The 21145-nt window shown below is 68.6% G+C and carries 19 protein-coding genes and 1 pseudogene; 5 read left to right on the top strand and 15 right to left on the bottom strand.

The window, feature by feature from the left end:
• Window positions 1-13: 13 nt before the first annotated feature.
• The 6 genes from OG286_RS00305 to OG286_RS00280 form a co-directional block, all read right to left on the bottom strand.
• Window positions 14-2215: a site-specific integrase gene (locus tag OG286_RS00305; protein ID WP_396326047.1), complete on the bottom strand. Its 2202-nt coding sequence runs from the start codon at window positions 2213-2215 to the stop codon at window positions 14-16.
• A complete protein-coding gene (locus OG286_RS00300) occupies window positions 2212-2829 on the bottom strand; it encodes a hypothetical protein (RefSeq protein WP_405363604.1) in 618 nt (205 codons plus the stop codon). The genes OG286_RS00305 and OG286_RS00300 overlap by 4 nt, the downstream gene beginning before the upstream one ends.
• A 38-nt stretch (window positions 2830-2867) precedes the next feature.
• Entirely contained in the window at window positions 2868-3929 is a 1062-nt protein-coding gene (locus tag OG286_RS00295) for a hypothetical protein (protein WP_405363606.1), read from the bottom strand.
• 51 nt (window positions 3930-3980) lie between these two features.
• On the bottom strand, window positions 3981-5393 hold the full coding sequence (locus OG286_RS00290) for a site-specific integrase (protein WP_405364561.1): 1413 nt from the start codon (window positions 5391-5393) through the stop codon (window positions 3981-3983).
• Between the two features lie 90 nt (window positions 5394-5483).
• Window positions 5484-7385, bottom strand: coding sequence for a site-specific integrase (locus tag OG286_RS00285; protein ID WP_405364559.1), 1902 nt, complete (start codon window positions 7383-7385; stop codon window positions 5484-5486).
• Entirely contained in the window at window positions 7382-8665 is a 1284-nt protein-coding gene (locus OG286_RS00280) for a tyrosine-type recombinase/integrase (protein WP_396326052.1), read from the bottom strand. The genes OG286_RS00285 and OG286_RS00280 overlap by 4 nt, the downstream gene beginning before the upstream one ends.
• A gap of 63 nt (window positions 8666-8728) precedes the next feature.
• On the opposite strand from OG286_RS00280, the gene OG286_RS00275 reads away from it, so the two are divergent.
• Complete coding sequence (locus OG286_RS00275) at window positions 8729-8878, top strand: hypothetical protein (protein ID WP_396326053.1); 150 nt, start codon at window positions 8729-8731, stop codon at window positions 8876-8878.
• Between the two features lie 56 nt (window positions 8879-8934).
• On the opposite strand, the gene OG286_RS00270 is transcribed toward OG286_RS00275, so the two are convergent.
• Entirely contained in the window at window positions 8935-9078 is a 144-nt protein-coding gene (locus tag OG286_RS00270) for a hypothetical protein (RefSeq protein ID WP_396326054.1), read from the bottom strand.
• Between the two features lie 274 nt (window positions 9079-9352).
• Here OG286_RS00270 and OG286_RS00265 point away from each other — a divergent pair, with 274 nt between their 5' ends.
• A complete protein-coding gene (locus tag OG286_RS00265) occupies window positions 9353-9775 on the top strand; it encodes a YwqJ-related putative deaminase (protein WP_396326055.1) in 423 nt (140 codons plus the stop codon).
• Entirely contained in the window at window positions 9772-10515 is a 744-nt protein-coding gene (locus tag OG286_RS00260; protein ID WP_405364557.1) for an SUKH-3 domain-containing protein, read from the top strand. Before OG286_RS00265 ends, OG286_RS00260 begins: the two co-directional genes overlap by 4 nt.
• 245 nt (window positions 10516-10760) lie before the next feature.
• On the opposite strand, the gene OG286_RS00255 is transcribed toward OG286_RS00260, so the two are convergent.
• From OG286_RS00255 to OG286_RS00220, 8 genes and pseudogenes are all read right to left on the bottom strand, one after another.
• Window positions 10761-10988, bottom strand: a complete 228-nt coding sequence (locus tag OG286_RS00255; protein ID WP_396326057.1) for a hypothetical protein — start codon at window positions 10986-10988, stop codon at window positions 10761-10763.
• 329 nt (window positions 10989-11317) lie between these two features.
• Window positions 11318-11570: pseudogene (locus OG286_RS00250) on the bottom strand (HNH endonuclease); the annotation flags it as partial.
• Window positions 11571-11636: 66 nt separating this feature from the next.
• On the bottom strand, window positions 11637-15284 hold the full coding sequence (locus OG286_RS00245; protein ID WP_405364555.1) for a tetratricopeptide repeat protein: 3648 nt from the start codon (window positions 15282-15284) through the stop codon (window positions 11637-11639).
• A gap of 79 nt (window positions 15285-15363) precedes the next feature.
• Window positions 15364-16128, bottom strand: a complete 765-nt coding sequence (locus OG286_RS00240; protein ID WP_405364553.1) for a trypco2 family protein — start codon at window positions 16126-16128, stop codon at window positions 15364-15366.
• A gap of 243 nt (window positions 16129-16371) precedes the next feature.
• Window positions 16372-16848, bottom strand: a complete 477-nt coding sequence (locus tag OG286_RS00235) for a hypothetical protein (RefSeq protein WP_396326061.1) — start codon at window positions 16846-16848, stop codon at window positions 16372-16374.
• A gap of 42 nt (window positions 16849-16890) precedes the next feature.
• The gene (locus tag OG286_RS00230; RefSeq protein WP_405364551.1) at window positions 16891-17787 is read right to left on the bottom strand and encodes an IS3 family transposase; all 897 of its coding nucleotides are present in this window, start codon (window positions 17785-17787) and stop codon (window positions 16891-16893) included.
• Window positions 17788-17877: 90 nt separating this feature from the next.
• Entirely contained in the window at window positions 17878-19143 is a 1266-nt protein-coding gene (gene ltrA, locus OG286_RS00225; RefSeq protein ID WP_405364549.1) for a group II intron reverse transcriptase/maturase, read from the bottom strand.
• Between the two features lie 551 nt (window positions 19144-19694).
• Window positions 19695-20033, bottom strand: coding sequence for a transposase (locus OG286_RS00220; protein ID WP_405364547.1), 339 nt, complete (start codon window positions 20031-20033; stop codon window positions 19695-19697).
• A 215-nt stretch (window positions 20034-20248) separates the two neighbouring features.
• Here OG286_RS00220 and OG286_RS00215 point away from each other — a divergent pair, with 215 nt between their 5' ends.
• Together OG286_RS00215 and OG286_RS00210 are read left to right on the top strand one after the other, a co-directional pair.
• A complete protein-coding gene (locus tag OG286_RS00215; protein WP_405364545.1) occupies window positions 20249-20599 on the top strand; it encodes a hypothetical protein in 351 nt (116 codons plus the stop codon).
• On the top strand, window positions 20596-20856 hold the full coding sequence (locus OG286_RS00210; RefSeq protein WP_396325987.1) for a hypothetical protein: 261 nt from the start codon (window positions 20596-20598) through the stop codon (window positions 20854-20856). The genes OG286_RS00215 and OG286_RS00210 overlap by 4 nt, the downstream gene beginning before the upstream one ends.
• The last annotated feature ends 289 nt before the right edge of the window (window positions 20857-21145 follow it).

The following is a 21145-nucleotide window of genomic DNA, read 5'->3' as shown; positions in this document are numbered from 1 at the left end:
GCTGTGGTGATCCTCATGCGGAGTCCTCATCGGCTTGGTCGAGGGTGGCCGCGTCGATCTCGGCGACGACCCGAAGAGCCCGGTCGTAGTCGTTTCGCAGGCGGGCGTGTTCGGTCTTTCGGGTCTTGCCCAGGTCACCGAGGAACGTCCTCGTCCGTTCAGCGTGTTCGACCCAGACGGGCCGGTGGCAGGGGTGGTGGGTGGCCTGCGGGCAGCGGGCGGAGTCACACATCCCAACCAGTGGCCGATCGGCGGTGGGGGTACCGGCGAGTTTGAGGCAGAGCGCGCGGGAGGGGTCGGTGAACCAGCAGAAGTTCGCCGGACCGATGTGCAGGGTCTTGGCACGTTTGGTCAGCAGGTTCAGCACCTCCCGGTCACTGCGCTGGGTCCGGGGCACCGACGCTGCGGCGGGTTCGAGCTTCTCGTCGACGCTGGCGAAGAACTCGGTGAGGCTGCGGGCGCCGGGGCCGGCGGGCAGAATGCCCTGCTGGTAGTTGCGGAACTCGGCCAGGACCAGGTCCAGGTTGCGGTCGCTCTCGTACTTGTTGACCTCGGCCAGCAGCTCGGCCTGGGCCCCGCCGGGGCGCGAACTGTAGCCCTCAGTCGTGGCGACCGCGATGTGCTTGAGATGGATCTTGGTCGCGAGGACACCGCCGGGCCGGTAGGCCATCTCCAGAGCCAGAGTTCGCCTGAGCATCCTCAGATTCGCGGGGCCTGCGGGGATCGGCGCGAGTCCCAGTCGGCGTCCGGCCTGCGAGTTGACCCAGTTCCGGAACCAGCGGTAGCGGACGGTGAAGGCGAACCGGCCGAAGAGCAGGACGCCGTCGTCGGGGTTCTCGTGGAGCCGTTCGGCGAGTTCGATGGCGCGATAGACCGGCTCGATGACGACCCATTCGTCGTCGGTCCCGCCGAGCGGCTGGCCTTTGACGACCTTGCTGGCGATTCGGTAGCGGGTGAGCCCGGGGACGGGTTCCTCGGGTGGAAGGCGGCAGCCGATCCGCAGTTCCATCAGCTCGCTCGCCCGCATTCCTGAGGCAGCGGCCAGCACGATCATCGCAGCTGTGCGGACGATGCCGACCAGGGCGACGGCCTGGAGACGGTGGAGGGGTGGGGTCCAGGGCAGCACGGACGAGGAATCCGCCGCGGTGATCTCGGCGGCGTCCCGGCCGAAGACCTCCGCAACTCCGACCGCGGCGACGGCGTGCTCCAATGGGTCGCGCAAGGCGGGCATCCACCGGGGCCAGAACTGGGTCACTCCGGCCTGACGGGCCAGCACTCCCGTGGCCACCGGCAAGAGCGGGTCCTGGGGAGACCAGCCGTCGGCGAGGCGGTCGGCGATGTGGTGGTCGGCCAACATCGGCAGCGGCGTGCATGTTCGCTCGTACTCAGAAAGCAAGGTGGTGAACTCGCCCACCGGAGCGCGGCCGGCTTTGCGCAGTCCTGGCGCCTTCAAGGAGGAGAGGCGGTCGGCCTGCCGGATCTGCTGGGCAAGTCCGACGGCGTGAGGGCCAAGGGAGGAGACCAAGAAGAGGGCAGCGGCGAGCATCGGCTGCATGACGGCGGCCTCGATGGGCTGGGTCTTGTTCTCGGTCCGGCCGCTGGGCATTTCGGCGATGGCGGAGGCGGTTGCCCCGCCCCAGGGCCGCAGGTCCGCGGGAACCCGGTCGGCGGTGAACAGCTCGCGGTAGTTGACCAGGTCGACGACGATCTGCGCGGCCGAGCGCCGAGTCCCCGGACTCTGTTCACCGACGACCGCGCCGTGCTCATCAAGCACATAGCGCCGGTGGGCCATGTAGGCGTCGCAGACGCGGGTGTCGATCTGCGCGAGGCTCGTCACCCTGTGCCTGGACAGCCACTGGCAGAACCGGGTGAGCTCGTCCAGCCGGCCCGCGCAGCTGGTCAGGTGCAGGGTGGTGCGATGCGCCCGGGGCAGCGGAGCGACGGCCGGGTGCCGCGGGGCGAGCATGGCCAGGACCAGCTCCTTGGCGACCAGACGCCACCGCGGGTCGGTGATGGCTGTGAAGACGAAGCGGCGGATGGAGAGTGACATCTGGACGGGCAGGCCGACGACGTCGGTGAAGTCCCAGACATCGTCCTCGAAGCGCGGACGGCGGGTTCCCTCGGGAAGCATGAGGCCGGCTTCGCGGCAGACGTCGACACCGGCGAAGACCGCGGACCGACCGTCGAATGCTGAGGCGGCAGAAGCCGTAGTCATGCGGTCATCTCCTCGGGTCGCAGGGGCAGTTCGTGGTCCTGGTCCTCGACGTGGCGAGTTGCCGCGGCCAGGACGACGGGCTCGAAGCGGTCCAGGACCTGTTGGATCCGGGTGGCGTAGGGGCCGAAGACGGCCATGAACTGAGCGGCGGGCATCTGCTGCCACTGCCGTGAGAAGAACGCCTTGAGCCGCAGCAGGTTGACCGCGTGCCGTGGGGCGAACACGGCCAGCGGACACAGCAGGCAGACCCAGGGTCGGGCCGGGCAAGGCTTGCCCTTGGGTCCATGCAGCCCGGAGAGCTGGTCCCCGCAAGCCGCAGTGAACACGTCCCGCTGCCCGCCGACCAGCTCGGCGATCGCCGAATTGTCCAGGTCCATGGCCGCGACCAGCTGCGGATAGCCGGCGGCCAGCACGGTGGCGTCCTCTTCGGTGATCACGGTGGGCGGGTGCGCGCGTCGAAGCATGTCGTGCTGGGCGTCCTCGATGACCAGCTCGACGGCGTGCTGCTGGGCCTCGGTGGCGGCGGTGAGGTAGTGATCGCCCTCGACGGCCGGGGTGTGGTTCGGATCGATGGTGGCGCGACCGCTGCCGGTCCAACCGGCCTTGTCGCGCATGGCGAGGTGCGTAGTGCGGATCCGCGAGCGGTGGATCTTCAGCGGGCCACCGTCCTGCGCGAGCACCCCGTGGCGCGCGTCCAGCGCTGGACGGCCGCGCGGGCCCCGGAGCCGGTGACAACGGTGAACCGCCCTGGGTTGCTCTGGGCCAGCCACAGGTTCTCCCGTCGTCCGGGTCCGGTGAAGCTCCGGAGCAGGGCGGAGTGCGCGAGCCATTGCTCCAGTAGCCGCGCTGCCCGGCGGGGCAGGGTCGTGCTTTCGGCCGCGGTGCGGCCCTTGATGTAGGAGAGCAGGACTGTGGAGTCCCCGGCCCAGTCGATGTCGCCGGTCACCAGGTCGTCGATGCCGTCGGGCACGATGCCCGAGTAGATGCCGAACAGCAGCCGGTAGGCGATCAGCATGTTGTGGGTGGGGAACAGGTCGGCGCTGGCCTGCAGGAACCCGCCCCGCTGCCAGAGCGCGCCTTCCGTGATGCCGAGCTCTGCCGCGAATCGCGGGGCGGAGACTGGGCCGAGTCGGGCCAGCAGCCACCGCTGGTTCTCCACGTTCCACTCCCCTTTGCGGGGGCGTCGTGCTCGGGGCAGCGCGGCGAGGGCCTGCCGGTGGGCGGCGTACGACTCGTCGACCAGCGCGCGGCAGACCTTGGTGAGCCGGGCCCATTCCTCCTCTGCGTAGGGCGGCAGCTGATGGTGGTTCGGCTGGAGGTTGTAGGGTCGGCCCGTCGCCAGGTCCAGTACTCCGTCCGCGAGGGTGCCGCCGACCTGGGTGAACGCCCGAACCATCGCGCGGCTGGTCGCCTCCCGCGGGCCGGTGCTGCCCATCCAGTACTCGGCCAGCTGGCCCCGCCGCAGCTGGGCGGCTCCGCCGGTGAAACCCCGCCCGGCGAGGACATGCACCATCTGCCTCAGGGACTGGACGTAGTGGTTGACCGTGCCCTTCGAGTCCGCGGTGCCGTGCGGATGGATCAAGTCGACCAGGCCGGTGGCCAGGTCCCGGGTCAGTTGCGGGTTCGGGAGGCCATCCAGGGAGAACTCCGCGCGGCTGCCGTCGCTGAAGACGCAGGTGATGCCAAGCGGTTCGTCGATGAGCATCGTCGGCATCAGACCTCTCCTCCTTCAATGTCGTCGCCGAACTCCTCCGCGGCCTCGCCGTCAGCCTCGGCGTCGCAGGTCAGCCCGGCTGCGGCCCCGGCGCCGTCGTAGGCGTCCCGGTAGATGCGGGTCGTGTCCAGGCGCCGGAGGTACTTTTCCGTCGTCAGGACAGTGGAGTGACCCAACAAATCGCGCAGCACAAGCAACGGGTCGGCCTTGGAGAGGTAGAGAACCAGCGCGGCATCCGCGTCGGTGTCGCGCACGAGCTTCGCGGCCTGCCGGTAATGGCCGGTGACCAGGTATTCCAAGGTCCTCATCGAGAACGTGTGGCGACATCGGTGGGGCCAGACATGCGGGAAGCGGGGCTCGAAGCGGGCCCGGATCCGGTCCGAGGTCCGTTCGAAGACCGTGGACCAGGCGGTGAACGGGCCGCCGCCGTTCTTCACTGCCAGCAGGCACGATCCGCCTTCGGGGGCGACCAGGCGGCGGCGTTCGGCGGGAGTCCCACGAGCGGCGCATCCCGTTGACCCGCCCGCCCTGGTGATCGGGCTCGGTCACCATGAGTGGTTCACCCCACCGCCGCGGCGGCCGCCAGGCGGAGCCCTCGGCTGTGGCCGCGCGGTCCAGCGCGAGGTAGTCGTGCAACCCGGCCAGGGCCTCGTAGGAGGTCCAGGTGGTGCGGAACTTCTTCCCCTTGGCGATCCCGGCCGGCACCGGGAACGGGATCGGCACCGTGGTCGGCTCCTTCGGCAGCACGGGGATCTCCCATGGCAGGAGGTACGTGAACTCCTGCAGCCGCAGGCCGGTAGCCAGCGCGAGGTCTGCGATCGCGGCGTTGCGGGCCAGCTCCCGGCTGTGGAAACCGGTGTCCTGCGAACCGTCCGGCGCCAGCCCCCGCAGGCCCTTGCGGAACAGCTCGGTGAAGTCCGGCTCCAGATACTTGATCGTCACATGCGGCTTCGGCGTGCGGCGCACCGCCAGGTTCACCCGCACCTCCCGGCCGGTCCCGGCGAACAGCGCCCGCGCGGAACGGTAGGTGAACGGCTCCGCCGGCGCATAGTCCTCGGCCATCGCCCACCGGTAGAACAACGACAGGATGCTCATGTGCTGGCCCCACGTCGTCGCCGCGAACCGAGCCTCGGCCGGCCCCGCAGCCCGGTGCTCGGCATAGCGGCTCAACCCCGCCTTCAGCCGCTCCCGCGAGTCGAACAGCCCCACCCCGTGCTCGGCCAGGAACTCCGTCCACGCCTTGAGCACCCTCGCGTAGTTCTCCCACGAGCTCGGCGCCGGTGCCCCGCTCGTCGGCAGCTCACGTAACCAGCGGTTCACCACCGCCGCCGGGCGCGGCGCGGCCGGGCCGTCATCGAAGCGCAGGTCGTCGTCGACAAGCACGGGCATCCCCTCGGGGATCAACGGCCGGTGCTCGATGTCCCAGGACTGCCAGCCGTGGGACGAGAAGAAGGTCAGGATCACGAGCGCTGACAGTAGAAACACCACACGGCCCGAGGCAACTCACAAACCCCAAGGCCACATGCCTACTTGGAGTAAATCGCCACACGGGAACTAAGCAGAGACAATCCGACGAAAGTCGTGAGGCTGAAACTGCAATGGCCTTCCCTCGCTGTCCGTGAGGCCTGATGCCTCAATGGCCTCGTCAAGGGCTCGACGGATGAAACTCACTGTGAACGCTTGATGCTCGTCGCCGGATTTGTACTGGAATAGTAGAGGCAGAGGATCATTCCAGACGTGCTCGTTCGCGTCGTAGCTTCGAAGAGCAGCAATCGTTCCGTCTGCTCGGCGGACTCGCGCCACCACGGCGCTGAGTACGTCGGCGAGTTCGGGGGTAACAAGAAGCAGCCGTTCCTGATCCGTCTTCGACGGGGCGATCTGCAAAAGTGGGACCACCTCGTTGCTGCCCGGAATCCGATAGCTGATGATGCTGTGGTGACCAAGCTCTAATAGCTCTTCGATCCTGATCCCCGTATGGCGAAGGATTTCGATCGCCGCCCAGGCAAAGAATGCCCTGCGTTCCTCAGCGTCGAGGTATCGCAGTTTTCCGCTCGTATCCCAGGCTCTGGTCGGCCGCCTCCCTGATCGCCCGCTTCCTGGAGGGACAGAGAAGTCTTCCCCCAGGACTGTGAAAGTCGAGCCGAGAGCAGTATTGTTGAGCGCGTTGAGCCGAACTGTAGTCTCTTTGAGGCGCTGATCGGCGACACGGACAAGGGTCGGTAGGACAGGAAGGCGCTCTCGTGTTCGCTGCCTCGCTTGGGTCTTCTGTCGCTGGTCACTTTTCTTCGAGGAACACTCGACTTCTCGAACGGGGCACGGTGCAGCCCACGGTCCCCACTTCTCCGGCTCGTCCATGGCCCACTGCGCAATGTCGAGGTAGAAAGCGCGGACCGCTGACTTGATTCCCACGGCATTGTGCCGCGGTTGAAGGACCTTTGTGACGGTGCCATCCGGCCGTCGCCGGCTGACGGTCTTCATTGCGAGGCGTTCTTTCCATGCCGAGGCCACTTCGCGAGGCAAATGCAACGAGCCGACCTCGGGGTGATGCTCTTCGATGTCGGCCCAGAAGTTGTTGGCCAGCATGCTGGAGAGGTTTTTGAGGGTGTTGTAGTCGACGTTGGGCTGGCGTTCGGTGAGGTAGGCAACAAGCACATCTCGGACGGGACGGCACCGCAGGTGGTAGCGATCCACCAGCGCCTCAGGGGAGACCTGTCCGGAGCGCACGGCAATGTTTCGCAGGGTAGTTGGCGCGTTGGACGGGAATTGTTGTAGCTCCCGCAGCCATCCATAGGCAATGCGGACAGGGCGGGTGCGATCCTTGTTGGTCAGCTGCAATCGCAGGAGGAGGTCTCCGACTGTGATGTCCTCGACCTTTCCTCCCAAAGATCCGATCATCTGGGCGATGATTGTCAGGGCGGTGGAGCCCCATCGGGCACGGAGAATGTCGGGAGATGCGACGGACTCGACCCGTGCGAACCCTTCCGGATCGCGGGATTCCTGGATTGCCCGGCGCAAGTGGATCGATGGGTTCGCCACGAACCATGACAGGCTGGGGCGGATCACGTCGGCACAAATGAGTGCCAGAAGACCCGACTGGATCGATGAAAGGCTCGGGTGTCTGCCGATCCCGCGAGCCCAGGCCGTTGCCTCTTCGGTCCAGGAAATCACAGAAGATTCAGCAGAACTCGCCTCCCAGCGTTGCTGCCAGGTGCCTCCCGGGAACGATTCCAGCCAGAGCAGCAGAGCGCGAGCACCGGCCATCCGAGTACCCTGCACCCCGCGCCGCTGGAGAAGTGGGGGCTGGCCGAGCCGCTCGATCACTCCTTCTCTGGACTCCATAGTCGCGGGCCAGTCCGCAGCGCGCGTGCGTGCCGGGAATCGCTCCAGCAGGGCTATGGCCTCTGAGCCCGCCAGAGACTTTGTCGGCTTTCGGCTGACATCGATTTGGGTAATCATGCAGTTGTCCTCCCGAATAGGATGGCCAACGAATGTGGGTTGTAGCTCGACTCGAAGGCATTTTCAGATACGGGCTTTGCCTGCTGGCGAGCATGATGTGCGAGACCGGCCTGAATCACGTCATCCCGATTAGGCTCAGTGTAGATCTGGGTAGTAGTCAGATATTTATGACCAAGGATGCGTTGGACATAGATCAGACTCATCTCCGGATCGTTGGCCATCCGATACGACGCGGTGTGGCGTAGGTCGTGGAGTGTCCAGTTGGCGCCAAGGATCTCATTGGCGCGTTTGAACATGGCTCGGGCCGCGTCATAATTCAACGCCCGCCAGGGTCGGCGCTGGGTCCACCAGAGAGGCTCCCGGCGACCTCGGGGGGCTCCCTGTCGCCAGGCTTCCTCCTGATAGAGACGAAGCCAGACAAAAGCGTCGGGTGTGGCAGGAAGCTCCTGGTATTCGAGGGTACCCTTACGGATCACGCCTACGGTCTGCTGGCCAACGACAGCATCGCTCTGCTTAGAGGTCAGCAGCTCTTCAGCACGGGCACCAGTGGCCACCCAGAAGGAAAGCAAGGCACGGTCGCGATGTGAACGGAGACCGGCGAAGACCTCGGTGTATTTATCGTCGGGGATGCGTCGCGGAATCCGTTGCGGGATTTTTGGCCTGTAGAGGCCGGTGCGTTGGGCGTTGTGCTTTTTCTCTGAACCTTGATCCGCTCGCGCCGAGCGGCGGTTGCGCACGAGAGGGAATGGGTTGACCAGGAGCGCTCCGGTATTGCGCTCCAAATGCCAGTCGTAAAAAGTCCGCAGCACTGTCTCGCAGTGTGCCCGAGTGCTGGCCGCGTACTTCACACCGGCGGTGAGCTTGCCGGTCACTGGATTCGGCGTTCCCGGCGCCGGCCTGCCGGATCGAGGCATAGGCGGGGCTGTTTCGACGCGGTCCTTGCCGCGATGGCGCCAGTGGACACGTACCGGTTTATCCGCCAGCTTCATCCAGAGCGTGAAGTCCCGCGCGTCCTCCCGCATGGCGCGGTCCCACTCAATCCCGTACGCCCACAGGAACCGCCACCAGCGCAGCAGGTCCATGCCGTACGACCGTGGTGTCAACGGGGAGCCGTCAGCGGCCACCAGGTCCTGAAGGAACTCCGCTACCGGCTCGACACGGTGCCCGTTTGCGTCTAACAGCTGGTAGGGCTCCCAGGGGTCTCCCGTCTTCCGTAACTGGCCGATCTCGGGCAGGACAAAGCTCTTGAGATCCCTTACGGGACGTCGTCCGTCGGGCATGGCGGGACGCTAGCAGAAAGGGTCCCTGACCTGCATAAACGGCCTTAGTAGTTCGGTCAACACATGGACGTCACCGGCTGGGACGCCGAGCAGCTCGCCGACGGCGCCGCGCTGATCACCGAGATCGGCTCCTACGGTCCCGGCGGCCGTGCCCACTACGCACCCCGACCCGCGGACTCGCGCCGCTGGGACTGGGCGGGCGACACCCCCTGACCCCCGGCCCGGGCCGGTCGGGCCGCCCGCGGGCAGCCCGACCGGCGACAGCGGGCTCAGTGCCAGATCACCTGGACGTGCTCGGCCAGAAACTGCAGAACCCCGACGGCGGCCACCGCCCCGACGTTCCCGGTGAGGCCGGCCAGGACCTGGCCGCACATCCGGTCCGGCGACCACCAGGGCGAGCGCCCCGGCACCACCGGCCGGTTTGTCGAAGCCCGGCGATCGACGCCGTCCCACCCCACCGCGCCCGGCGCCTCGGCGCGCGGGGTCCAGGGCGCCCCGGCGCTGGGCGCACGGCCAAGGTCCGTCGGGGGTCCGCCTCCAGCGGCCCCGCCTGCTGGTTTCAGCCGAAATGGCGGGATCCCCGACGGTCCTTGGCGAACCGCCATTACCGTGTCATCGGCCTCGGCCGTCGGAGTGTGGCCCCGCACCGCGCTCGGCCATGACCACGAGATGAGTTGATGTCACATCATGCTCGACAAAGACATACTGCCCGGTGTCGCCGCCGCACTGCTCCGCCCCGGGGCGGAGCCGGTAACGGCGACCAGCACGCACACCGCCACGACGGACGTGCACCCGGCCCTGCAGACCCTGCTGGACAAGACCGCGCCTGCGATGCGCTCGGTCTTCCACGGGCGCTGTCCGGAGGCTGTCCTGCTGTCACAGGTCGCGGCCGAGGCGCAGGCGTCGCTTGTCGCCGACGGCGTCCACGATCCCGAACACGCCCAGATCATCGACCGCATGAGCCTCCTGCTGTCCGGGGCGGTGATCGCGGGCATGCTGCTGCGCGAGTCCGGCGAGCCGGCGCACGAGCGCCCGATCCCGCCCTGCTCGTCGTGCGCACCCGCGCTCGACGCTCTCGGCGTCCGGGCCGTGGAGGTGCCCGCGCCGTGACACCCCGCTTCCCCGCCCCCGTCGTACAGGCCCTGACCGCGGCCGGCTGGTACGAGGGCATCCGCTTCCTCGAGCACGAACTGCAGGACTGGTTGCGCGAATGGGGAAACCCAGCCTCGTACTTCCCGCCCCCCGTGATGGCCGCGCTACGGGAGTTCGGCGGCATGACCGTCCACCAGTACGGGCCGGGCGTGGACATGGCCCGGATGCCGTTTCGGATCGACCCCCACGTCCTGTGCTACGCGGACCGGATTCTGCACGCCTACCGTGCGAGGTTCGGCCCGACACTGTTGCCCGTCGGCGAGTACGACCTAGGGCGCGGGCGGCTCGCAATGGACACCGAGGGGGCCGGTTACCTGTTCTGGGGCGACCTGTGGAAGGTCGCCGACTCCTTCGACGGCGCCCTGATCGCCCTGATCGAGGGCCGCCGCCCGACCCGCCTCGATCCGGCTCCCCCGGCCCCCCTTCCCCCTGGCGAACCGGCGGACGAGGCCAGAGCCCGCCAACTGGCCCGCCAGTACCTCGTCCAGGGCGGCCCCTACTCCGCGGTGGACGTCTTGCTCCAGGAATTCGAGCTAGGCTGGCTGGGCTTCCAGATCTTCGCCGACCCTGACCCGCTCGCACACGTGGGAGCGTGCTACCTGATCGTGGACCGCCGGAACAGCCACGTCACTACCATGCCCCCGCTGCCCCCGGACCAAGTTCTGGACATGTACCGCGCGCAGTACCCCGCCCGCTGATGTGCCGTCCGACAGACGCCTGCCCCGGCTGGCCCTGCTACGCCCACCCCCGAGCCGAGGCCGACGCCCGACTCCAAGCACTCCTCCAGCCCGGACCCGACACCACCCTGCCCGGCACCCGGCCGTGCACACTACGCACCCCGACCCGCGGACTCGCGCCGCTGGGACCGGGCGGGCGACACCCCCTGACCCCCGGCCCGGGCCGGTCGGGCCGCCCGCGGGCAGCCCGACCGGCGACAGTGGGCTCAGTGCCAGATCATTTGGACGTGCTCGGTCAGGAACTGCAGAACCCCGACGGCGGCCGCTGCCCCGACGTTCCCGGTGAGGCCGGCCAGGACCTGGCCGCACATCCGGTCCGGCGACCACCACGGCGAGCGCCCCGGTACCACCGGCCGGGCCGTCGAAGCCCGGCGATCGACGCCGTCCCACCCCGCCACGCCAGGCTCCTCGCCGCGCGGCCTCGTCTCGTCCATGCCCATCTCCCTCTGCGTCGTGTGCGGTGAAGTACGGGCCGCGGGCGGGCGGGCCGGGACGCAACGGAGCGCCACGGGCCCGCTTCCGGTGGTCCGTGGTGCCGGACGCTAGGCACGGGAGACGGCGGGTCAAGAGGGTTCGGGCATCGGTTTTCGCCGATGGCACCGGCCCGGTGAGGGGGCCGAACCGGCCGACGATACACCGTTCGGGCTGCCGGTCAACCCGGCGCCCGGAACCGGGTTCGACCAGGTCCCGGGGCGCGGAGTCGGCCGCCGTCCCCGAGGTGCGGGGGCGGCGGCCGGATCGGAGAATCGGTGGTGATTCCTGGCTACGGGCAGGTGTCGAGCATCTGGGTGAGCGCGGTTTTTTCCAGCTCGGTGACGCTGAGGCCGTAGATGTGCTTGATGTCGGCCCAGGGCCCGGGAGTAGGTGCACCAGTAGCCGATGGCCGGCGGGCGCCAGGCGTCGGGGGCCTTGTCGCCTTTGGAGCGGTTGGAGGCGGCGGAGCCCGCGATCAGCTGGGAGTGGGTCAGGTCGTTGGCGAAGGCGCGGCGCTTGGCCGTGGTCCAGGTGTCGGCGCCGACTGGCGGGGAGCGTCATTCCGAACGTGCGATATCCCTCGGCCTGAGCTGCAGGTGGTGGATGACCTACGGACCCTCGCCCGTGTGGGCGCGGCGGACGGCGCCGGCCTCCTGGGCGGCAGCCAGGGCTTCTTTCCGTCGCCCTGTTCCTCGGAGTCGGAGGGACAGGTTGTCGAGGGACTGAGCCAGGTTGGGCAGGTGGATGGTGGGGTTCGCCCTGGCCAGTACCCGGTAGTGGTTGACGGCCTCCTGGATGGCAGCCAGCCCCTCCTTCTGGCGTCCCACGTCTGCCAGATGGACGGAGAGGTTGTTGAGGGACTGGGCGAGGTCGGGCAGATGGGCGGCTCGGTTCGCGTCTGTGAGTGACCGGCGGATGGCGACGGCCTCTTGGATGGCAGCCAGGGCTTCCTCTCGCCACCCGGCCTCCCTCAGGAGGATGGACAGGTTGTTGAGGAACTGGGCGAGGTCAGGCAGGTGGGCGGCCGGGTTCGCCAACGCCAGTGTGCGGCCGTGTCCCGTGGCTTCCTGGCTGGCGGCCAGGGCTTTCTGCAGCTGACCGGTTTCTTGTAGGGAGAGGGAGAGATTGCTGAGGGCGGAGGCGAGGTGGGGCAGGTGGGCGGCAGGGTTCGTCTCGGTCAGTGCCCGGAAGTGACCGACAGCCTCCTGGGCGGCAGCCAGAGCCTTCTCCCACTGCCCCGCTTGGCCGAATCGGACGGAGATGTTGTTCAGGTCGGTGGCGAGGTCGGGCAGATGGGTGGCTCGGTTCGCGTCTGTGAGTGACCGGCGGATGGCGATGGCCTCTTGGATGGCAGCCAGTCCCTCCACCCATCGCCCCACCTCTCCGAGCCGGAGCGAGGTGTTGTTGAGGGACTGGGCGAGGTCGGGCAGGTGGGGCGCTGGGTTCGCTTTGACCAGTGCTCGGTAGTGGCCAGTGGCTTCCTGGCTAGCCGCCAGAGCCTCGTGCGCCCGGCCCATCTTCGCCAAGGCGTTGGCAAAGGTGTGCAGGGCTGCGGCGAGGTCGGGCTGGTACGCATCCAGGTCGGTCTCGGCCAGCGCGCGGTAGTGGCCAGTGGCTTCCTGGACGGCAGCCAGACTCTCCTCCCAACGCCCCATCATCAGCAGATCGGTGGACAGGTTGATGAGGCTCTGGGCGTGGTTGGGCAGGTGCGCGGCATGGTTGGCCCTGGCAAGCGTGCGGCGGATTGCAGAGGCCTCCCGACTGGCAGCCAAGGCGTCCTCGTGCCGCCCCACTCCTCCGAGACGGAGGGAGAGGTTGTTGAGGGCGGAGGCCAGATCGGCAAGGTGGATGGCGGGGTTGGCCTCCACCAGTTCCCGGAAATGGATGACGGCCTCCTGAGAGGCGGTCAAGCTCTCTTCCCGTAGCCCTACCTCCGCCAGCCTGTTGGACAGATTGTCGAGGGACTGGGCGAGGCCGGGCAGGCAGGCGGCCGGATTCGCCTTGGCCAGTACCCGGTAGTGGCTGACGGCTTCCCGGCTGGCGGCCAAACCCTCCGCCCCTAGCCCCGCGTCTCCCAACCGGAAACCGAGATTGTTCAAGGACACAGCGAGGTGGCGCTGGTACCTGGCAGGGTCTTCGTCGGCCAGCGCACGAAACCGGGTGACGAGACCGTGAGCAATCCGGATGGCTGGGGCGGCGAGACGCTGGCTGGTGTAGGGGAACAGGTCATACAGCTCTGCGAGGTGACGTGGAGGTGTCGCAGGATCTACGGCGATGGTGTCGAGGGCAGTGATGAGGGGCTGGGGGTGACTGGTGCGGGTAACGACGGTGACGACGTGCGATGCCAGCTGGCGGTGGTGACGGACGCACAGGGCGGTGAGTTGGGTGTTGAGGCGGTCGTGGAAGACGGGGTGTGATGCGGCGCGGCTGTAGACAGTGAGGAGTAGTGCGCTCTGAGTGTCGTCGGCGCCGTTGAGGAGGTGGTCGGCGAGGTCGGGGTCGGTATCGAGGACGCGTCCGATGTGGCGTTCGGCGAGGCGGTCAGGCTGGAAGGTGCCCCAGGGCGATCCACCAGGAGCGGGCGCGGGGTAAAGGGTGGCGAGCCAGGTGGTGACGCGGTTGCGGCGGTCGCGGCTCTGGCCGTCTAGGACGGGAAGCCGTTGCCAGAGCCGGTCGGCCTGTTCGCGGTCGGCGGCGCCGGCCAGGTGGGCGGCGGCGAGTGCGGTCTCCAGGGTCGCGAGACTGAGGGCGGGGGCGATGGCGAGCACGGTCTGGCGCCAGTGGCGGCGTTCGTGGGTGAGGAGGCGGTCCTCGACGAGGTCGGCTTCCTGCCCCACGGCCCCTCGGTCGGCTGGCCAGCTCTGTCCTGGGGGGCGGGGGTCGGCGGTGTCCAGGAGGTCGGCGAGGGCGGTCATGTGGAGGGTGAGGGCGTTGCCGTAGGCCTTCGGATCCAGGTCCGGACTCGGCAGGGATACGGCGGCGGCGGACCAGTCGTGGGGCAGCAGGCCGTCGACCCGGGGGAGCGTGTCGGCGAGGGCCCGGACGGCATCGCGGTAGCGGTCGGCCCGGGGCGCGGGGTGGTCGTCGAGGGGGGTGAGGTGGTGGGTGCGAGCGGTGGTGAGGTAGTCCTCGGCGAGGCTGGTGGCGGCGGTGGCCTGGTGCCACCAGTCGCCGTCGGTGCGGGCAAGGAGCAGGAGTTTGAGGGGGGTGGTGGCGGGGTGGTCGGCGGCGGCTTCGACGAGGGCGGCGATCTGGTCGGCGCGGCTCTCGGCGTAGTCGAGGACCACCAGCAGCGGCTTAGCCGCGGGTCGCACCTCGCGCAGCTGGTCCGCGGTGGCGGTGGTGCGGGGCCATAGGACGGCCCAGCCCTCGGCGGCGAGCAGGTGGGCGAGGTGGTGGGCCAGGCGGGTCTTGCCCTGTCCGCCGGGGCCGTGGAGCAGCCAGGCGCCGAAGCCGCCGAGGCGGCACCAGGCCGTCATTTCGGTGAGGAGGTCGTGGCGGCCGTGGAAGGGGACGATCTGGTGGCGGGCTTGGAGAAGGACTGCGGGTGAGGGCAGCCGCGGGGTGAGGTCGTGGTCCTGGGCGCGGTCGGCGAGGTCCTGGAACTCCACGGCCTGCAGGCCGCCGCTCGGGCCGACGTCGTACTCGGCGAGGGCGGCGCGGAAGGCGGGGTCGTGATGGAGGACGTAGGCGGGCACTGCGTTCAGCCGGCCGTGGCCGGAGTGCGCCCGGTCGGCTGTGACGACGCCGGTCAGGAGCCGGTCGCAGAACACCGCCGCCCCGGACATGCCCCCGAACGGGGAGGTGCCGTCGGCCGGCCAGCGTGCAGGGTGCTGGTCGAGGTCGATGACGTGCTGGTTGCCGACGAATCCGCTGCCCGGGTTCAGCCGGCCGCGCAGCTGCTCGGCTTCCAGGGCCCGGTCCGGACGCTGGGCGACGTTGGGTGTGCCCCAGGTCTCGCAGGGGATGCCGGGGCGGTCGGTGACCGCGCGGCCCCAGCGCACCGGGGCGGAGGGCGGCTGCCAGTGAGGGCTGTCGTGGACGAGGACGAGGGAGGCGTCGTCGCGCCCGCCGGAGGTGCCGGACCACACGACCCTGCCTGTTGCGGTACCGGTGCCGCCCGGGTGGAAGACCTCCACCCGGTTGGCCGGCGGCCCGGTGACGTGTGCGGAGGACAGGACCAGGCGGCCCCCTACCGCGTAGCCGGACCCGTTCCCGCCCGGCCCGTTCACTCCGGCAAGACGTACGCGCTCCACCTCAGCCCCCACGGCTCAGCTGTGTGTGCCACCACCAGGTGGTCGGCCGGGGCGGATGTCCCCGGCCGCGATCTCGTTCTCAGCCGTCGATGCGTCCGGTGGTGTCACCGGGCCCGCTCGGGCGCTCCTGCGCGGAACTCACCAGCAGATCGCCGCCGTCGGGGCGCTTGGGGGTGAGGGTGACCGAGACGCGGTGGGAACGGGCGCGGGAGAGGCCTGCCTCGGTCTCGGCTCCGATTGCCCAGAGCTTGAACCCGGCCTTCGCTTTGGCGTCCGCGCGCAGCTCGACCTCGAACTCCATCTCCACCGGCCCCACCGCGAACACCACCTGCGGATCCGTCCCGGCACGCGCCGCCGCCTCCAGGAGCTCGTCGCGCACCGCGGCCACCGCGTCCACCAGAGGAATATCCACCACACCCACCCCGCATACCTGACGCATAGTCATGCTGATGTGGACACCGTAGAGCCCGCGCACCGTAGTCCGCAGGCGAAAGCCGGCTCCTGCGGCCACCCGCCTCTGGGAGCCGCATGGGTCTGGCCGCTGCGGGGTCCAGTCGTAGCCGCCGGAGTCGTGGACTTCGGCGAGCGGGACGATGTGGTCGACGTCCAGGCCGGTGGCCGAGGTGACGATGACGCCGTCGTAGTAGGAGTACCACTCGCCGCCGGTGAGCTTGCAGCCCGGTTCGACGGTCGGCGCGATGACGGCCTCGGACAGGATGACCTCCGCTCGGGTGTTGCATCCGTCGGTGGGGTTGAGGCCCTTGTTCCAGTGCTTGTACAGCTCGCGCTTGTAGCCCCCGCGGTGCTCGTCGGCGAGGGGTAGGCGTTCGACCGCTTCGGGCAACAGGAGTGGGGCCTGCGCACGGGTGTGGAAGGCGCGGGGTGCAGTGCTGGCGGCGGGAGCTTGGACGGCGCCGGCCGGGACCGCGTCGCGAGCAGGGGAAGGGAGGCGAGGGCGATGGCGGGCAGGGCTTGGGTTAGCAGGTTCTTGATCACGGGCCCGGTTATAGCCGCACCGCAGGGGGATGTGACAGCACGTGGGATGGGGGTTCGCCCGATCGGGTGGCGAGGTTCACCGCAGAAACGATCAGGCCCCGGTCGGCCGCCGCTGGTCCTCGGAGCGTCGGCGGGCCTGGAGGTAGGCGGTCCAGTCGGTTGCCGCGCGGCGGCGCCATCGCACCGCGGTGTTCACGTGGAGGCCGAGCAGGGGTGCCAGCACGGCGGGCGGCATGTCCTGGGCGAGCTGGACGAGTGCGGTGGCTCGTGACGCGCGGGTCGGGATGCCGTGGGAGGCCAGGCCGCGGGCGATGGAATCGGTGGAGATGTGGGTACCGGGCCGGACCCCGGGGAACAGCCAGTGGCGTGTCGTGTTGGCGCTCCAGCTCACGCCGGCCGGCCGGTTCGCCAGCCGGGAGAGGACGTCGGCGAGTGGCTGGGGCAGGCGCACGGGTGTGCGGTCCAGGAGCAGGGAGGACTGCCCCTTCTCCGTGACCAGGTCGCCGACGGTGAGCCGGGCGATGCGGCTGAGGCGCTGCCCGTAGAGCAGGAGCAGGGCGCCGGCCACTCGGACGTCCGGGCTTTGCCCTATTTTGTAGACACTCGCCTGTTATGCGACCAGGTCCAGGTTAATGACGCTCGTGGCGTGCTGCCGCTCGTACTCGACCGGGCTGCGGTAGCCGAGGGCGGAGTGTCGCCGCCTTCGGTTGTACCAGGCCATCCAGGCGAAGACCGCCACACGGGCCTGTGCCCGGTTCAGCCAGCGTGAGCCGTAGAGCAGTTCGCGCTTCAACGTGGCGAAGAACGACTCGGCCATCGCGTTGTCGTAGCTGGAGCCGACCCGGCCCATCGAACGCCGTATCCCGTGCGCCCGGCAGACCTCGGCGAACGCACCCGACGTATATTGCGCCCCGCGGTCGGAGTGAAATACCACGCCGCGCACGTCGCCGCCCCGGGCGTCGGCAGCGGCCCGGACCGCGTCGACGACCAGGCCGGCGCTCATGTGCTCGGCCAGTGACCAGCCCACGACCCGCCGCGAGTGCATGTCGATCACCGTCGCCAGGTACATCCACGTCCCGCCGACCGGCAGGTACGTGATGTCTCCGCACCAGCGCACATCCGGGCCGGGCGCGGAGAAGTCCCGCCCGACCAGGTCCGGTGCGGGCGAAACGCTCCGGTCCGCGACCGTCGTGCGGACCGTGCGCCGCAGATGCCGGCCGGCGATCCCGCGCTCGCGCATGAGACGGGCGACGCGCTTGTGGTTCACCGCACCGTGCCGCTCCCGCAGCTCCCGGGTGATCCTCGGGACCCCGTAGGCGCCGTTCGACTCGCCGTGGATCTCCTCGATCCGCGCGCCCAGGTCCTCGTCGGCGGCCCTGCGTGCCGCCCGGGTGGCCGCCGCGGCGATCCACCGGTAGAAACCGGAGGCCGAAACGTCCAGCACCCGACACAGCCGCTGTACTCCATACAGGTCACGGAACTCGGAGATGAACCGCCAGCGGCCCATCGCCGAGTAGCCGAGGGGAATTTCACCCCTCGGCCCTCACAGAACCGTGCTTAACAGTCTCCCGTTACACGGCTCTTGTCGTCCTGATCATCAGACCAGCACGGCGCTCACGGTCGGAACAAGGCGCCAGTGCGCGAACATGCGGGGATATCGCCGGGCGATCTCCTGCAACTTCGCAAGCGCCTTCCGCTTGGCCGCCAGCCGTTTGTACTTCTTGCGGATCCAGCGCACCAGGTAGGAGTTGATGCGCGTCACGAAAGAGATCAACTCCCAGGGCCTGAAACGGCCGTAGTAGTTGATCCAGCCCGCCACCTTGGGGTTGACCCATCGGGCGAGCTCCTGGAAGGTCAGATCCGTGCGGGTGTGCAGGTGCCAGCCCCGCACCTCCCGACCGATCCTCGTCAGGGCGTCCTTGCTGATCGCCGGATCGACCGCCAGGAACAGATTTCCCTGTCGGCTCCGGTTCTTCCTGGCGCGGAACGTGTACCCGAGAAACGTGAACGCCGTGTGCTCGTAGGAGCCCCGGCGTGACCCGTCCTTGCAGTACACGATCCGGGTCTTGGCCGGATGCAGCTGCAATCCGACCTCGGCCATCCTGTCCGTGAGCGCGGCCAGCACCTGGCGGGCCTGTCGCTCGGTGACGCAGTGCAGCACCGCATCGTCCGCGTAACGCTCGAACCAGATGGTGGGGAACTCCCGGGTCATCCATGTGTCGAAGGCGTAGTGCAGGAACAGATTCGCCAGCACGGGAGACACCGGGGCTCCTTGAGGAGTCCCGCGCTCCCGCTCCAGCAGGGTCCCGTCGGGCATCGCGAGCGGTGCTTCGAGCCACCGCTGCACGTACAACTTCACCCAAACGGCGTCGGTGTGCGCTTCCACCGCCTTGACCAGCAGGTCCCAGGGCACGCTGTCGAAGAACTGGGAGATGTCGAACTCCACCACCCAGTCCCGCTTCCAGCAGCGCTCCCGACACTTACCCACCGCGTCCAAGGCGGACCGCCCGGGCCGGTATCCGAAGCTGTCCGGATGGAACATAGGCTCCGCCCTTCGCATCAGATGCCGGGCCACCACGGTCTGGGCCACGCGGTCGGCGACAGCGGGAATGCCGAGCATTCTCGTGCCACCGCCATGCGGCTTGGGAATGGCCACCGCACGCACCGGAGGCGGGAAGTAGGAGCCCGACGCCATACGGTTCCAGACCTTGTAGAGATTGTTCCTCAGGTCCTTCTCGAACTCGTCGATGCTCTGTCCGTCTACCCCAGGCGCACCCCTATTTGCCCTGACGCTCTCCCAGGCTTCCTTGACCTCCCACTTCGAAATCTCAAACGGCTTGGTCGATGACTTCAACTGGCCCATCCCATTCCTCCCGGACCTCGTCCGGTTGATGTGATCAACACAGTCACGAACGACCCGGCCCCTTCGCTCCACCCCCATTACAGGAGCTTCATCACTACTACGAGCCGGTCCGCCGGCGTCTCCCGCATCGGTACTCGACCCCTTGCAGTTGCTGCTGCTTGGGGCACTCCCTCTCGCCGCCGCATCGCGGCGGGCGGTGTCGGGACACGCCTTCTCCTGTTCCGTGCGGAAGCCGCAGACCGGGCTCACGTCACCTGCATGCCGGACACCGCCTGGCCAATAGGCGGGCACCCGCCAGGCTTATCCCAGAGTTCAAGGAACACCCCGGTTTCGATGTCATCTGATTTCGTTTCGACACGTCAGCAGCGATTCACTTGCGTTCGTCTTCCCGGTCCCCACCTGACGCCTCTTACGACGCCTTTTCCCCATCGCTCACCACGACGGTCGTCAACCAACGCAGCATGAGGCGGTTTGAAGCCTCCCCCCGCAGGGCGACTTCGAAGGGCCACAAAACCTTCATCATCCGCACAGCACCACTCCTGGAAGCTGTCCTACTGGCAACTCCCCTTCGTGTTCAGGACACAATCCTTGGCAAAATAGGCGGCTGCCCGGCGCAGGATCTCCCGCTCCAGCTGCCACTCCTTCTCCGCCTTGATCAGCCGGGCGTTCTCCGCCCGCAACCGGGCCAGCTCGTCCTCGGCCCCGCCGGCCTGCGGTCTGCCACCGGAGGACGCTGCCCCCTCGGCCTCGCGGACCCAGGTGCGCAGGGTCTCGTGGTTGATGTTGAGGTCGTCGGCGACGGACTTGAACGTCCGCCTGCCCGCCGAGGCCCGCCACAACGCGACCGCATCGGCTCTGAACTCCGGACTGTACTTCGATGGCCTTGCCACGCGGATCTTCACCTTCCTGGATCTACAAGATCCATTGTCAGGTGTGTCCACATCGCAGGGGTCACCTCAATGGCTAGGCGCGGCACGCTCCGCCAAGGCGCCGCCACGCTGCGCTTCGCCCGGCCGCCGATGACCCTCAGCGGTGCCGCGTGACGGTACCGATTGTGCTTCCCGGAGCGAGTAGCCTCACAGCAGACGAGAAGTGGAGTGCCGCCATGAGTCAGCCCGTGCACGACGGGGTCGAGCTGATCCCCCGGCTCGACCAGAGTCCGACCGCGCTCAAGGCGGCCCTGGCCGTCGTTGCTGCGGACCGCCTCCCGGAGATGATCGATGGACAGACGAGGGCGATGGCCGAGGCCATCGCCACGGGCAGTGTCCAGCCGATCCGCTCGTTCGTCGCCCACTGGGCCGCCGTCGTCGAGATCGAACGCCACCCGGCCACTGCCCAGGCCTACCACCGGGCGAACTACCTCGCCAACCATGCCGTCAGCGTTGCCGAGTGCCGCAAGCACGCCGCCACCGTCGCCGAGCTCTACCGCGCCGCCTATGCGGCGGTGACCGGGTGACCTGGAGCTGGGAGTACCTCCCCAGCGAGCAGCACGTCACTTCCGGCGCTCCGGCCGACTTCCTTGCCGCCGTCGGAGAGCGGGCTGCCGAGCTCGTCCGCGCCGCGGAAGCGCTCTACCTGGACGGGACCTCCTACCAGGGCAGTGGTGAGCCGAGGCGCTACCTCGACGTCGCCGGCGGCCTGCTCGCCTACTACGTCATCCCGCGCCTGGAGCTCGTCGTTGTCTGCCAGATCACGCCACCGCCGACACTCTGAAAAGCCGTTGTCATACCGATCACGAGGCCTGCCGATCGAACGAGAGTCCAAGCCGCACCGGAGCCAGTGAGGTCGATCCGCCAGAAGCTGAACCCTCGTCGTTGTTCCGGGCCGGGCTCAGTCCCGCCACGGGACGACCCTGCTGGACGGGTTCACCGCGCGCATCGAGTCCGGCGCAAGCGGCTCTGTACCTGACGCGGAGCGGGCGCGGTCCGACGGCGCCGGTCCCTCGGGGGCCGGCGGTCGCCGTTCGCGCGCGGGCCCGCCTGGAGGCGGGCGACGCGGCTCC

This window comes from Kitasatospora sp. NBC_00039 (assembly GCF_045160625.1).
Lineage (GTDB): Bacteria > Actinomycetota > Actinomycetes > Streptomycetales > Streptomycetaceae > Kitasatospora.
The sequence above is the reverse complement of the archived record's forward strand: the minus strand, read 5'-3'. Positions and strand labels throughout refer to the sequence as shown.

Bases quoted from the DNA above. Each gene is read 5' to 3' on its own strand.
- OG286_RS00305 (WP_396326047.1), bottom strand. From the start codon at position 2,215: ATGACTACGGCTTCTGCCGCCTCAGCATTCGACGGTCGGTCCGCGGTC.
- OG286_RS00295 (WP_405363606.1), bottom strand. From the start codon at position 3,929: ATGCCGACGATGCTCATCGACGAACCGCTTGGCATCACCTGCGTCTTC.
- OG286_RS00255 (WP_396326057.1), bottom strand. From the start codon at position 10,988: ATGGACGAGACGAGGCCGCGCGGCGAGGAGCCTGGCGTGGCGGGGTGG.
- OG286_RS00215 (WP_405364545.1), top strand. From the start codon at position 20,249: ATGAGTCAGCCCGTGCACGACGGGGTCGAGCTGATCCCCCGGCTCGAC.
- OG286_RS00300 (WP_405363604.1), bottom strand. From the start codon at position 2,829: ATGCGCGACAAGGCCGGTTGGACCGGCAGCGGTCGCGCCACCATCGAT.
- OG286_RS00265 (WP_396326055.1), top strand. From the start codon at position 9,353: ATGCTCGACAAAGACATACTGCCCGGTGTCGCCGCCGCACTGCTCCGC.
- OG286_RS00280 (WP_396326052.1), bottom strand. From the start codon at position 8,665: ATGCCCGACGGACGACGTCCCGTAAGGGATCTCAAGAGCTTTGTCCTG.
- OG286_RS00275 (WP_396326053.1), top strand. From the start codon at position 8,729: ATGGACGTCACCGGCTGGGACGCCGAGCAGCTCGCCGACGGCGCCGCG.
- ltrA (WP_405364549.1), bottom strand. From the start codon at position 19,143: ATGGGCCAGTTGAAGTCATCGACCAAGCCGTTTGAGATTTCGAAGTGG.
- OG286_RS00230 (WP_405364551.1), bottom strand. From the start codon at position 17,787: ATGGGCCGCTGGCGGTTCATCTCCGAGTTCCGTGACCTGTATGGAGTA.
- OG286_RS00285 (WP_405364559.1), bottom strand. From the start codon at position 7,385: ATGATTACCCAAATCGATGTCAGCCGAAAGCCGACAAAGTCTCTGGCG.